The following is a 13,220-nucleotide window of genomic DNA, read 5'->3' as shown; positions in this document are numbered from 1 at the left end:
CGCTATTTTCTTACCTATGCATAATTGCATAAACAGTGTGGAATTTATCGGGATGGCGGCCGCCCCTCGTGGCGCGTATCCATTTCCAGCACGACCTGGGAGGTTTCGCTGGCCATGGGTTTGAACGGATCCGCCGGGATGATGGGCAACCGCGCACGCATGCGTGCCAGCGCGTATAAACCGAGCAGACCCAGCACCGCAGCAAAGTAGATCAGCAAACTGCCGGGGCCGAGCAGCGCCATCAACACGCCAGCCAAGGCCGGGCCGATCACCGCCCCAACGCCATGCAACAGCAACAGGCTGCGCGTGGCCTCCAGCACCTGCTCCTTCGCGAGATGGTCATTGGTATGCGCGACACTGAGGGAGTACACGGTAAAGGCAAAGCCGCCGTAGATGAACGCGCTGACATACAGGGCATCAGGGATGGTCAGCACAAAGCCATAGGTAGCCAACGCCGCCACCACCGCTCCCAGGCACACCACTGCCAGCACCCGGCGCCGATCACTGTTGTCGGACAAGCGGCCGATGGGCCACTGCAACATGGCGCCGCCGAGGATGGTGGCACTCATGAACAGGGCCACACCCGCCGGTTCCAGCCCGATACGATGAGCAAACAGCGGCCCCATGCCCCAGAAGGCGCCGGTGGCCAGACCGGCAAACAGGGCGCCGGCCGCACCCAGCGGTGCCGTGATGAACAGTGTACGCAGCGACAGGCGCTGCACCGCCATCGCCACGGGCTGCCCCATACGGGTCAGCGCCACCGGCACCAATGCCAGCGCCAGAAACACGGCCGTGAGGGCAAACGGCGTAAGGCTGGTGATCTCACCCACCAGGATCAGATACTGACCTGTCGCCATAGCGATCAGCGTGGTGGCCATATACACCGCAAACACCTGGCCGCGCCGCTCGTTGGGGGTGATGGCATTAAGCCAGCTCTCCACCACCATATACAAACCCATCATGCAGGTACCATTGATCACCCGCAGGGCAAACCAGGTGGCCGGGTACACCAGCAATGGGTGGATCAGCGCCACCGCGGTGACAACCGCCGCCATGGCAGCAAAGGCACGGATGTGGCCAACGCGGCGGATCAAGGGGGGGCAGACGTAATTGCCGACGATGAAACCCAGGAAATAGGCCGCCATCACCACACCGGTAAGCGGCGGGCCAAACTGTTCGATGCCGGCACGTACGCCAAGCAGGGTGCCGAGGGACCCCATGCCGATCAGCAGCAGGCCGATGCCCAGCAGCAGGGAAAACAACGACGCAATGACCGTCAGCATGGCTGCCACCCGGCGCAACCGGCGGCACTCGTGCGGCGGTGCGACCGCACGGTGCCGGCGACATCAGTCCGCAGGTGGATAGGCGCCGTCCCTGTCATGAACCTCACGCCCGCTGAGCGGTGGATTGAAGACGCATACCAGGCGCAGATCGGAGAACGCGCGCAGCTTGTGGCGATCATGCTGGTTGAGGGCATACAGGGTGCCATCGCGGATCGGATGGGTAATCCCCGTTGCCAGATCCTCGACCTCGCCCTCACCGCCAACGCAGTACACTGCCTCGAGGTGATGCTTGTACCAAATAGGGGTTTCGGTGCCAGCAAAGATAGTGGTCTCATGAAAGGAAAAACCCATGCCGTCATCCTTGAGCAAAAGGCGGCGGCTGACCCAGTTGCCGTTTTCGGCGCGCACATCCCGTACAGTGCCGATGATTTCACTCAGCGTACGCACGATCATTATGCCATCCCCCGACGACGTTCCTCACCCTTCGTCTGCAGGGTACCGATGGCCTGATCAATGATAGCCATACCTTCGCGCAAGGTCTCTTCATCGATGGTCAGCGAAGGCAGGAACTTGAGCACATGATCCTCCGAGCCGGCCAGTTCGATGACCAGGTTGTTGGCAAAGGCCTCGCGCGAGATGGCCGCCGGGAAGCCGGGCCGGGCACTGAAATCCAGCCCCCACACCATGCCGATGCCGCGCAGACGGATGTCGAGCTCGGGATATTTTTCGACGATGCCCCGCAGCAGTTCCTCCATGATACGTCCCTTGTAGGCCACACCCTCGGCGAAATCACCATTATCCCAATAGGACAAGGCCTCGCAGGCAGCGACGAAGGCCAGGTTATTGCCGCGAAAGGTGCCGGTGTGCTCGCCGGGTTTCCATTGATCCAGCTCGGGACGCATCAGCACCAGGGCCATGGGCAGCCCGCCGCCGATGGACTTGGACAACGTGACCATGTCGGGCTTGATGCCGGCGCGCTCGAAGCTGAAGAACTGGCCGGTACGGCCGTTGCCCATCTGGATGTCATCGATGATGAGCAGGATATCGAACTCACGGCACAGCGCCTCCAGCTGCTGCAGCCATTCGACGCTGGCGACATTGATACCGCCCTCACCCTGCACCGTCTCGACGATGATCGCCGCCGGCAGGTCGACACCACTGGACTTGTCGGAGATGAAGCGGCGCAGGTACTCGATCGTATTGACGTCGGGGCCGAAATAGCCGTCATAGGGCATGCTGTCGGCATTGGCGCGGGCACCGTAATGCTCGTCGCGGTAGAAGTCATTGCCGGTCACCGCCAGCGAGCCCATGGTCAGGCCGTGATAGCCATTGGTGAAGGCGATGACATTGGAGCGGCGCTTAACCATGCGCGCCAGCTTGAGCGCCGTCTCCACGGCATTGGTGCCGGTGGGTCCAGTGAACTGCACCTTGTAGTCCAGGTTGCGCGGCTTGAGGATGGTGTCGTGGAACTTCTGCAAAAAGTTCTTCTTCGCCACGGTAGCCTTGTCCAGGCCGTGCACGATGCCGTTACGTCCCAGATATTCGATCATCGCCTGGTTGATGAGCGGGTTGTTGTGACCGTAATTCAGGGTGCCGGCACCGGCGAAAAAGTCGATGTAGCGGTTACCGTGTTCGTCATACAGCAAGGCGCCCTCCGCCCGGTCGAACACCGCCGGAAAGGCGCGCACATAGCTACGGACTTCAGATTCCAGTTGTTCGATGATACGCATGTGATACCTCCTGTCGTGGCGCGCCCACAGCAGCGGGCGCAAGATTGATTCATTGCCCCTGCAAGGGGCCGATGCGCAGCAGCACTTCCTCTTCGTGCGCCTCGGCGCCAAACTGCGCCGGCGAGAGAAACACCTCTTCCTGCCATGTCGCGTTGCGCGCAGCAGCGCAACGCGCGAACACCCGCCGCGAGGCGTGGTTGGATGGCGCGACTGTGGTCTCGACAAACTGCACGCCGTGGCACGATGGCCGTGCCAGCAGATATTCCAGCATGCGGCCGGCCAGCCCCTGCCCGCGCATGCGCGCGTCCACCGCCACCTGCCAGACAAACAGCGTATGCGGCGCCTGCGGCAGGCGATAGGCGGAAATGAAGCCGACGGTATCCTGTCCCTGCTGCGCCACCACACAGGTGTCGGCATGGTGGCTGCACAACAGGAAATAGCTGTAACTGGAATTGAGGTCGAGCGGCGGACAGCGCCGCACCAGCGCATGCACCGCCTGGCCATCGGCCAGCTGCGGCGCACGCAGGGATATCTTGCCGGCCGCCGTGGCAGCCTCGGATTGTGTTTGTGTCATAGGCCTGTCGCACACGGCCTGTCGCCGTGTCGCCATGGTTCATCGAGCAGACGAAACCGGGCAAAGAATCTGCATCCGGGCGCCGCAGCGCCGCATCGTCGTCGGTTCATCGAAGCGGCTAGTGCCGCGCGGTATGGCGCCGCAGCGCCATCAGAGTGCGCGCCGGGGGTGGCGCACGTTAACTGGCTTAGGTGTCTCGCTGTGGAAACACATCGTCCGGTCAGAGGGAAACTCACATATTCACGGCGGCCAAGACGCCACGAACGCTTTTTACCCTAACACATTGCCTGAAAAATCCCAAACCCGGGTCTTGCGCGGGTATAGGCACAAGCGACGGCATGCGGGATAATGGATGCACGCATATCGCACGCCGTGGCGGAGAAAAAGCATGTATGGTCAGGACTTAGAGGCAATCCGGCGTCGTTTGGAAGAACTGCAGCTGGAGCACCGCGACCTCGATGAAATCATCGCGCGTCTGACCACCGATCCGGCCGCCGATCAATTGCAGATCCGCCGCCTCAAAAAACGCAAGCTGCTCCTCAAGGACATCATCGCCAAGTTGGAGAGCGAACTGATCCCCGACCTGAATGCTTGAAAATCAGTCACAAGTCACAAGTAAAGGTGACCGCCACTATACCTTCCCCGCCAGGCCGAGGGCGCGCAGACGCGGCATCTTCTTGCGCTGGTGCGCCTCCATGCGCTGCATGATCTCATCCAGCAGACGCACCGCGTCGAGTACGTAAGGCCCCTTGTTCAGCATCACACATTCGGCGCGTACGCCCATCGCCGCATCGGTCAGTTCCGGGCGTGAGCGCATCCCTTTCTGCGCCAGGGTCTCCAGCACCTGGGTGGCCCAGATCACCGGCACATGTGCCGCCTCGCACAGCCACAGGATTTCCTCCTGGATCTCCGCCAGGCGCACCCCGCCCAGCTCCACCGCCAGATCGCCGCGCGCGATCATGATGCCCAGGGTGTGGCGGCCGATGGTGCCGAGGATCAGTTCACCCAGATTGCTCACCGCCCGCGCCGTTTCAATCTTGGCGATGATCGGCAGTTCAGGCCGGCCGCGCCTGGCCAGTTCGTGCATCATGAAGGCCATATCGTCCAGGGTCTCCACAAAGGAGAAACCCACCATGTCGGCATGATGGGCGACGAAATCCAGGTCCTGCAGATCCTTGGCCGACAGCGGTGGCAGATCGAGGCGGGTATTGGGGAAATTGATCCCCTTGTCGCTGCGCAGATTCACCCCCGCCGGAGCCGCGTGGGTCACCTTCAGCAGTGCACCCTCCGGTAGCAGCGCATCCACCTCGGTACCCAGCTTGCCGTCATCGAACCACACCGGATCACCCACCTGCAACAGATCGAGCACCGCAGGCAAAGTACAACCTATGCTGGCCGGCGCGACCACATTGCCGGCCTCGTCGCATTGTGCCGCTGCACCCGGCAAGTCGTCACGCCGCAACAACAGCTGATCGCCCCAGTACAGACGCAGGGCCTGCGGCCGACCGGCGAATGGACACAGGGAATAGCGGCCGAGCCGCAACCAGCGGCGGCGGCTGTCGCGGCGACGCAGTTCGAACACGGTATCCGCAGTGAGATAGGCAGAGCGTGCGCTGTGCACCAGCCAGCGCTCCGCTGGGGTGCGCGCAATCACATCGAGATAACGTTGTTTGCCACGACCATCGCTATAGCGCAACCGGTCACCGGGGCGCAGCCGCTCGTGCAGTTCCAGCGGGATCTGTAGATGCAGATAGGCATTCTCATGGGAGCTATCAGCGCCGATAGCGCAGTGGTCCACCGCTTCCAGCAGAATTTGGGCCGGCGCCACCACCAAACCGAAGGCATCGCGCTGGGGCCGGATGTGCACCACCGCTGGCGCGGCTACGGTGGGACCCGTGCGTAACTTATGGCCTGCCAGATCCATCAGGATGCGGCAGCGCCTGCCGCTGTCGCGCTCGGCGCGACGCAGGTTGCCGATCATCGCCTCCCATGCCGCCACATCATCATGGGCGCAATTGATGCGCGCCACGTCCATGCCTGCCTGCAACAGACCATGTACCAGGTCATAGTCCACTGCGGCCTCGCTGGGCAGCGTGACCATGATGCGCGCCTGGCGTGGGCCTGCGGCGGGACCAAACAGATTGTCGGTATGTTGTGCCAGCAGACGCCTGCCCTCGCCGAAGGCAGGGCCGCCATTTTGCTGCAACTCCGCCGCCCGGCCGGTGGCGCGTGCCAGCAGGGTCACGATACCTGCCAGCGTGGCGTCGACGTGAGCCTCGCCCCGCCCCAGCGAAGATAATCCAACGGCCGCCAGCCGCTCCTGCAAGGGCCGCAGATCGATGCGTCGCAACTCGAGGTAATGGGCAAGATTGAGCGCGCTCGGTGTGTAACGACCATCGGCATAGCAGTCGTGCAAATGCTCCAGGCGCTTCATCGCCCCGCTGACGACACGCGTGCGCAAGGCGGACACCTCGTCCAACAAGGTGTTCAGCTCACCATCGCCCGTGGCCATGTCATTGCCGCCCATGACGTCATCATGGCGGAGGCCGCTGTCGGCGGCAATGGGGAGAATATCCATGTCAGGGAAGCAGTAACGATTATCGGAAGGCGCCGGGAGGCTATCAGAAGTGTTGTCGTGTGGAGGGGTTGTATATGGGGGGCAGGCGCACAGTACGCCTATCCGTCTTACAGCAACAGAAAACTTCCCAGTGCGAGCACAGTCCCCACCATCGCCCCCATCGCCACGTCCGACGGGTAATGCAGTCCCAGCACCATGCGCGAGACGGCGACCAGCAGGGCAAACGGTACCAGCACCACGGCCAGCGCGGGATGGTACGACACCGCCACCAGGGTGAAGGCCACCGCGTGCAAGGTGTGGCCGGAGGGAAAACTGAAGCGGTCCAGCGGCATGGCGCCGAGCCGGATCTGCGGATGATGCACGAACGGCCGCTCGCGATTGATGCGCCCCTTCATAAGACGATAGAGCACAACGCCAATGGTGCCAACCACGGCCATATGGATGGCGCTCGTCACACCTTCCGCACCAAAGGTCAACGGTAACACTGCCATCAGCGCATACCAGAACACGCCATTGCCCAGGCGGCTCACCACGGCGAACAGGCGGCGCACGGCACGCCGGCGCACACCGCGGTTGAACACTGCGCACAGCGACAAATCCAATTCGCCGGCACGGCGCCACAAGCGCTCACTACGGATGAGGGACATCATGACCTCCCGGCGCCATAGGCGCGCAACAGCCATTCAAAACGATCGGCAACGCCCTGCCAGTCCAGGCGCTGCGCCTTGCGCCGCGCGGCGATGCTCAGTTGCTCCACCCGCTCGGGTTGCTCGGCCAGGGCGGCTGCGGTGGCGATAAAGGTATCGTGCTCTCCCAACGGTACCAGCAGCCCTTCCTGGCCAGGCTCGATATGCAGATGGGCCGCCGCATAATCAAACGCCACCACCGCCAGACCGGAGGCCATTGCCTCCAGGGTGACATTGCCGAAGGTTTCGGTTTCGCTGGGAAACAGGAAAATATCGGCCGAGGCGTAGTGTTCGGCCAGTTGCACGCCGGTCTGCACGCCGCAAAAGATCACATCGCGTTCGTTGGCATACAGTTCCTGATAGAACGGGCCATCGCCGACGATGATCAGGCGCAGGTGGGGATTGCGCTCGCGCATGGCGCGAAAGGCGTGCACCGCAAGCGGCAGATTCTTTTCCGCCGCCAGACGGCCGACGTAGATCACCGCCTGATCCTGCCGCCCCAGTCCCCAGGCACGGCGCAGATCCTCGTTGCGCCGCGCCGGCGAGAACAGGCGGCTATCGACGCCGCGCCCCAGCACCTCCACATTCTGGAACTGATCGGCCAGCAGCGTCTTGCGCTGCTCCTCGGTGGGTACCAGGGTGCAGGCGGTGCGGTTGTGCAGCCGGCGCAGGTAGTCGTAGATGGGGCGCTGTAAAAAGCCGATTTGGTAATGCTGGCTGTAGCTGTGGAAATTGGTGTGAAAGCCGCTGATCACCGGAATGTTCTGCCGTGCCGCTTCACGGATCGCCGACCAGCCCAGCAGGCCTTCCGTCGCCACATACAGCACGTCGGGCCGCTCGCGTCGCCACAACTGGCGCAGACGCAGTCCGGCCGGCAGACCGAGGCGCAATTCGCGGTACCAGGGCATGCTGACGCCAGTGACCAGGGTGGTGGTCAGCGGCGGCTCGTAGCTGTCGCCGAGGGCATCTGCCACGGCATCGCCGTCGCCTTGGCGCGGTCGCACCAGCTGGATGCGGTGGCCGCGCCGGCTCATCTCGTCTACCAGACGCCCGACCGTCATGGCGACGCCGTTGATTTCCGGCGGATAGGTCTCTGTCACCACACCCAGATGCAGGTGCGGCTGCGCCGTCGAGCGGGGATGCATGGCAGTATCACATGTCGGCATGGCGCCACTATCTGCCTGCCGTGTGAAGCGGCGATGACAGTTTGGTGATCCTTTGGTGATGCGGACGCTAGCCGGGCAGGCATACGTCGGCAGCCGCTACGGCACCCTTGCTCTCCAGGCAGGCATCCACGGTCAGGGCATAGTAATCGGCCAGCCGCTGCCCCAGCCGCGGCGCTGCCCAGCCGGCAGCATAGTGTCGGGCGGCCTCTGCCAGGGCCTGACGCCGTTCACGATTGCGCAACAGCGTGACCACCGCACCGGCAAAACCCAGTTCGTCCTCCGGAGCAATGATTGCGCCTTCACCGGCATGCAGCACATCGCGCGTCCCCATCACCGCCGTGGACACCACCGGCACGCCCAGCGCCATTGCCTCCAGCAGCACCAGCCCCTGGGTTTCGGTACGCGAGGCGAAGACAAAAATATCGCCGCCCGCATAACAACCCTGCAGGGAGCCGCCGCGCGACAGATAGCCGATGAACATGACGTTGTCCCGCAATGCCAGCCGCTCTGTCAGTCCACGCAAATGTTCCACCGCCGGCCCCTGACCGGCGATCACCAGCAGCACGTCCGGCACCTCCTGGCGCACACGCACCAGCATGCGCAACAGGAAGTCGATATTCTTTTCAAAGGCGACACGTCCCACGAAGGTCAACACCGGCCGCTCATCGGGAATGCCGTGCTGACGGCGGAAGGCGGCACCATCGCCGTGGCGGAACTCATCCAGCTCGATGCCGGTCGGAATGATCGCCGCCTCGCTACGCACGCCGTAGTTGCGCAACACCTCCAGCATGGCGCTGGACGGTACCACCACCCCATCCACGCTATTGCATTGCCAGCGGGAGAAACGTCGCGCCACCGCCCGCAGCCAGGCGCGTGGCAGGAACGGAATGTAGTGAAACAGGTACTCCTCGAAGAAGGTGTGATAGCTCTCCACCGCCGGCACATTCAGCTCCTGCGCCAGACGCAGGCCCAGATAGTGGGCGACGAAGGGGGTCTGGATATGCACCAGGTCATAGCCCGCCCCACGCAGGCGCGGCAGCAGCTCAAGGATGTGGTTACGCCGCATCATGCGATCCTCCGGATCGAACAGCACCTGGCGCGACGGGATGCGGATGATGTCTTCATCGTCGCCCTCATGGGCCATGCCGTAATCGGGAACGATGAGGGTGACTTCGTGGCCCAGGGCGCGCAACTCGCGGCGGAAGGTCTGGATGGAAGTGGAGACGCCGTTCACACGGGGGAAATAGACATCGGAGATCATCAGGATGCGCAAGGGTGCAACCTCCGTCGGTAGGGCAGCGCAGGAGTTCATCCGCGCAGGCTACGGCGCCTGTATTGCACTTCGATAACCGAACGGTTACAGATAGATGTCAGCATTCACACGGGACACGACCATGGACCAGGAACACGGCTTTCATACCCACTTCCAGCGCTACCTCATCACCGGCGTGCTGGTGATGATCCCCATCTGGATCACCTGGCTGGTGTTCAGCTTCCTGTTCAACCAGTTGTCGAAGTTCGGCCGTCCCTGGGTGCGTGGCCTGTCGCGCGGGCTGGAGCAGACCTCACCCACCCTGGCGGAATGGCTGCTGACGCCATGGTTTCAATCGGTACTCGCCGCCCTGATCACCGTGCTCTCGCTCTATCTGCTCGGCTGGATCACCACCCGCGTGCTGGGCCGACGCCTGATCGCGCTGTTCGAGGCCTTCATCGAGCGCATCCCCCTGGTGCAGACCGTGTACGGCGCCACCAAGAAGCTGATCGCCGCCCTGCAACAGAAACCGGACAATGTGCAGCGCGTGGTGCTGATCGAGTTTCCCACCCCGGAGATGCGCGCCGTCGGCTTCGTCACCCAGGTGCTCACCGACGCAAAGACCGGCCGCAAGCTGGCGGCGGTGTATGTGCCCACCACCCCCAACCCCACCTCCGGCTATCTGGAGATCGTGCCGCTGGAACGGGTGGTGTCCACCGACTGGAGCGTGGATGAGGCGATGACCTTCATCATCTCCGGCGGCACGGTCTCTCCGGGCGGGATCAACTACGAGACTGACAAGACGGCCACCCAGAAGGAAAAGGGCGCAGGAACCAGGGACTAGGTTGCTGTGCGCCGGTAAACAAAAAGGCCGGATGGGCTGCCCCATCCGGCCTTTTCACTACGCGGTAGCGTCGGCTTACAGCTTGCCCGCTTCGCTGGCCAGGTACTCGGCCACACCCTTCGGGTCGGCCTTCATGCCCTTCTTGCCCTTGTTCCAGCCGGCCGGGCAGACTTCGCCGTGCTCTTCGAAGAACTGCAGGGCGTCGACCATGCGCAGCATTTCGTCGATGTCGCGGCCCAGCGGCAGGTCATTGACGATCTGGTGACGCACCACACCCTGACGGTCGATGAGGAAGGAGCCGCGGAAGGCAACGGCGCCGTCCGGGGTTTCCACGTCGAAGGCCTTGCAGATGTTGTGGGTCATGTCGGCCACCAGGGTGTAACCGACCTGGCCGATGCCGCCCTGGTTCACCGGGGTGTTGCGCCAGGCGTTGTGGGTGAAGTGGGAGTCGATGGAGACGCCGATCACTTCGCAATTGCGCTTCTTGAACTCCTCCAGGCGGTGATCGAAGGCGATCAGTTCGGAGGGGCAGACGAAGGTGAAGTCCAGCGGGTAGAAGAAAACCACTGCATACTTGTTCTTGGTGGCACCGGCAAAGTGGAACTCGTCCACGATGGAGCCGTCGCCCAGCACGGCGGGAGCGGTGAAATCCGGAGCCTTACGACCTACGAGTACGCCCATTACTATCTCCTTGTTTGAGGTTAATTTGGATTAAGTCTAAGAATGGCGTGCATCTTATGCAGTTTTTCCGCGCCGGTCAATGCCCGATGCCGCCAGTATGGATTTAGGCCCGGCTTTCCCGGCTGCCCGCCCGGCGCCGACGGATGTTAGGATCGGCCCCCCAGACATAGGGCCATGCCCACGGAATCACAAGGACTACACGCCATGCGCCTCGGTACCCCCCTCTCCCCCTCCGCCACCCGCGTGATGCTGCTCGGCGCCGGCGAACTGGGCAAGGAGGTGATCATCGCCCTGCAGCGCCTGGGGGTGGAGGTGATCGCCGTGGATCGCTACGCCAACGCCCCCGGCCAGCAGGTGGCCCACCGCGGCCACGTCATCAATATGGCCGACCCGCGCGCCCTGCGCGGCGTGGTGGAACTGGAGCGGCCGCACCTCATCGTGCCCGAAATCGAGGCCATCGCCACCGACGAGCTGTTGCGCATCGAGGCCGACGGCCTGGCCGAGGTCATCCCCACCGCCCGCGCCGCGCGCCTGACCATGAACCGGGAGGGCATCCGCCGCCTCGCTGCCGAGGAATTGGGCCTGGCCACGTCGCGCTACGCCTTTGCCGACAGCCTGGAACAGCTACAGGCGGCCATCGACAACGGTATCGGCTACCCCTGCATCGTCAAGCCGGTGATGTCTTCCTCCGGCAAGGGCCAGTCCACCATCCACGGACCGGCCGACGTACAGACAGCCTGGGACTACGCCAAGAGTGGCAGCCGCGTCGACCAGGGCCGCGTCATCGTCGAGGAGATGATCGACTTCGACTATGAAATCACCCAGCTCACCGTGCGCGCCATTGGTGACTCGGGCGAGGTGGAGGCTTATTTCTGCGAACCCATCGGCCATCGCCAGGAAAAGGGCGACTACGTGGAGAGCTGGCAGCCGCAGCCCATGAGCCCGATCGCCCTGGAGCGCTCGCGCGACATCGCGCAGCAGATCACCGCCAACCTGGGCGGCCGCGGCATCTTCGGTGTGGAATTGTTCATCAAGGGCGATCAGGTGTGGTTCTCCGAGGTCAGTCCGCGCCCGCACGACACTGGCCTGGTCACCCTCACCACCCAGGTGCTGTCCGAGTTCGAGCTGCACGCCCGCGCCATTCTCGGTCTGCCGGTCACCACCGCCCTGCGCTCGGCCGGGGCCAGCGCGGTGATCTACGGCGGCATGAATGAAACCGGCGTCGCCTACGAGGGCGTGGCAGAAGCGCTCGCCGTGCCCAACACCGACCTGCGCCTGTTTGGTAAACCGGAGGCCTTTCCCCGCCGCCGCATGGGCGTGGCACTGGCCTTCGGCAACGACGTCGATGACTGCCGCCAACGTGCCAAGCTGGCGGCGTCCAAGGTCAGGCCGGTGAAAACCCATGAGTGATGCGGAGCCGCAGAGACGCAGAGAAATAACCGCCAAATGCCCCTTCGATCTTTTCGCTTACGGGAGCTCGCGCGGGTGCCATTGTATTAATCGCCAGTCCTATCCTCTGCGCCTCCGCGCCTCTGCGTCAGAGATGTTTTTGCCATCATGCTGAGCTACCGACACGCCTATCACGCCGGCAATCACGGCGACATCCTCAAGCATTCCGTACTGGCCCTGCTCATGCAGGCACTGACGCGCAAGGAGGCGCCGTTCTGTTATGTGGAGACCCATGCCGGTGTCGGCCGCTATGACCTGCGCGCCGCAGAGGCGCAGAAGACCGATGAGTGGCGCGACGGCATCGCCCGCCTGTGGCACCGGGACAACGTGCCGCAACAGGCCGTGCCGTATCTGGACGCAGTGCGCACCTTGAATCCCGATGACAAGCTGCACTACTACCCCGGCTCGCCGCGCATCGCCCGCCACTTCCTGCGCGAACAGGATCGCATGGTGCTGTGCGAGCTGCACGGCAGCGACGTACCGTTGCTGAAACAGGAGTTCAGCGGCGACCGCCAGGTGGCGGTGCATCATCAGGATGGCTATCAGGGCCTGAAGGCCTTTCTGCCGCCGGTGGAGAAACGCGGCCTGGTGTTGATCGATCCATCCTATGAAGTAAAGAGCGAATTCGATCAGGTCACCACCGCGCTGGGCCACGCCCATGCACGCTGGCCCACCGGCATGTACGCATTGTGGTATCCGATCCTCAATCGTCCCAGCATCGACCGTCTGCAACGCCGCATGAAGGAAAGCGGCATCCGCAAGCAGCTATACGCCGAATTGTGCATCGCCCCGGACGACGGTCCGGCCGGCATGCACGGCAGCGGCATGCTGCTGATCAACCCGCCCTGGCAACTGGATGCACAACTGAAGACACTGTTGCCCTGGCTGCACCAATGCCTGGACAGCGCGGGGCATGGACGCTGGGCGGTGGAGTGGTTGGTGGGTGAATGACAACGGCGGCGCAGAGGGCCGGTGTA

General features: G+C 63.3%; 13 protein-coding genes. 4 read left to right on the top strand and 9 right to left on the bottom strand.

Annotation, left to right across the window (positions count from 1 at the left end; genetic code table 11):
- Positions 1-44 precede the first annotated feature (44 nt).
- The 4 genes from ACMV8A_RS02480 to ectA form a co-directional block, all read right to left on the bottom strand.
- Entirely contained in the window at positions 45-1,283 is a 1,239-nt protein-coding gene (locus ACMV8A_RS02480; RefSeq protein ID WP_495324147.1) for an MFS transporter, read from the bottom strand.
- 63 nt (positions 1,284-1,346) lie between these two features.
- Complete coding sequence (locus tag ACMV8A_RS02475; RefSeq protein ID WP_495324146.1) at positions 1,347-1,736, bottom strand: ectoine synthase; 390 nt, start codon at positions 1,734-1,736, stop codon at positions 1,347-1,349.
- On the bottom strand, positions 1,736-3,013 hold the full coding sequence (ectB, locus tag ACMV8A_RS02470) for a diaminobutyrate--2-oxoglutarate transaminase (RefSeq protein WP_495324145.1): 1,278 nt from the start codon (positions 3,011-3,013) through the stop codon (positions 1,736-1,738). The genes ACMV8A_RS02475 and ectB overlap by 1 nt, the downstream gene beginning before the upstream one ends.
- 49 nt (positions 3,014-3,062) lie before the next feature.
- Complete coding sequence (gene ectA, locus ACMV8A_RS02465) at positions 3,063-3,587, bottom strand: diaminobutyrate acetyltransferase (RefSeq protein ID WP_495324144.1); 525 nt, start codon at positions 3,585-3,587, stop codon at positions 3,063-3,065.
- A 424-nt stretch (positions 3,588-4,011) separates the two neighbouring features.
- Here ectA and ACMV8A_RS02460 point away from each other — a divergent pair, with 424 nt between their 5' ends.
- Positions 4,012-4,182 carry a YdcH family protein gene (locus tag ACMV8A_RS02460; RefSeq protein WP_495324143.1) on the top strand — a complete coding sequence of 57 codons (171 nt, stop codon included), beginning with the start codon at positions 4,012-4,014 and terminating at the stop codon, positions 4,180-4,182.
- Between the two features lie 36 nt (positions 4,183-4,218).
- On the opposite strand, the gene ACMV8A_RS02455 is transcribed toward ACMV8A_RS02460, so the two are convergent.
- The 4 genes from ACMV8A_RS02455 to ACMV8A_RS02440 all read right to left on the bottom strand — a co-directional run bounded on the left by ACMV8A_RS02455 (position 4,219) and on the right by ACMV8A_RS02440 (position 9,290).
- Positions 4,219-6,165, bottom strand: coding sequence for a pyruvate kinase (locus tag ACMV8A_RS02455; RefSeq protein WP_495324142.1), 1,947 nt, complete (start codon positions 6,163-6,165; stop codon positions 4,219-4,221).
- Between the two features lie 107 nt (positions 6,166-6,272).
- Complete coding sequence (locus tag ACMV8A_RS02450) at positions 6,273-6,812, bottom strand: phosphatase PAP2 family protein (protein WP_495324141.1); 540 nt, start codon at positions 6,810-6,812, stop codon at positions 6,273-6,275.
- Complete coding sequence (locus tag ACMV8A_RS02445) at positions 6,812-7,996, bottom strand: glycosyltransferase family 4 protein (RefSeq protein WP_495324140.1); 1,185 nt, start codon at positions 7,994-7,996, stop codon at positions 6,812-6,814. The genes ACMV8A_RS02450 and ACMV8A_RS02445 overlap by 1 nt, the downstream gene beginning before the upstream one ends.
- Before the next feature lie 88 nt (positions 7,997-8,084).
- The gene (locus tag ACMV8A_RS02440) at positions 8,085-9,290 is read right to left on the bottom strand and encodes a glycosyltransferase (RefSeq protein WP_495324139.1); all 1,206 of its coding nucleotides are present in this window, start codon (positions 9,288-9,290) and stop codon (positions 8,085-8,087) included.
- A 121-nt stretch (positions 9,291-9,411) separates the two neighbouring features.
- Between ACMV8A_RS02440 and ACMV8A_RS02435 the strand changes: the two genes are divergently transcribed.
- On the top strand, positions 9,412-10,113 hold the full coding sequence (locus ACMV8A_RS02435; protein WP_495324138.1) for a DUF502 domain-containing protein: 702 nt from the start codon (positions 9,412-9,414) through the stop codon (positions 10,111-10,113).
- A 75-nt stretch (positions 10,114-10,188) separates the two neighbouring features.
- Here the strand turns inward: ACMV8A_RS02435 and ACMV8A_RS02430 are convergent, their stop codons facing one another.
- Entirely contained in the window at positions 10,189-10,794 is a 606-nt protein-coding gene (locus tag ACMV8A_RS02430) for a peroxiredoxin (RefSeq protein WP_495324137.1), read from the bottom strand.
- A gap of 204 nt (positions 10,795-10,998) precedes the next feature.
- Between ACMV8A_RS02430 and purT the strand changes: the two genes are divergently transcribed.
- Both purT and ACMV8A_RS02420 read left to right on the top strand, forming a co-directional pair.
- Positions 10,999-12,204: a formate-dependent phosphoribosylglycinamide formyltransferase gene (gene purT, locus ACMV8A_RS02425; RefSeq protein WP_495324136.1), complete on the top strand. Its 1,206-nt coding sequence runs from the start codon at positions 10,999-11,001 to the stop codon at positions 12,202-12,204.
- 147 nt (positions 12,205-12,351) lie between these two features.
- Positions 12,352-13,194, top strand: a complete 843-nt coding sequence (locus ACMV8A_RS02420; protein WP_495324135.1) for a 23S rRNA (adenine(2030)-N(6))-methyltransferase RlmJ — start codon at positions 12,352-12,354, stop codon at positions 13,192-13,194.
- The last annotated feature ends 26 nt before the right edge of the window (positions 13,195-13,220 follow it).

The organism is Sulfurivermis sp., from assembly GCF_059410345.1.
The sequence above is the reverse complement of the archived record's forward strand: the minus strand, read 5'-3'. Positions and strand labels throughout refer to the sequence as shown.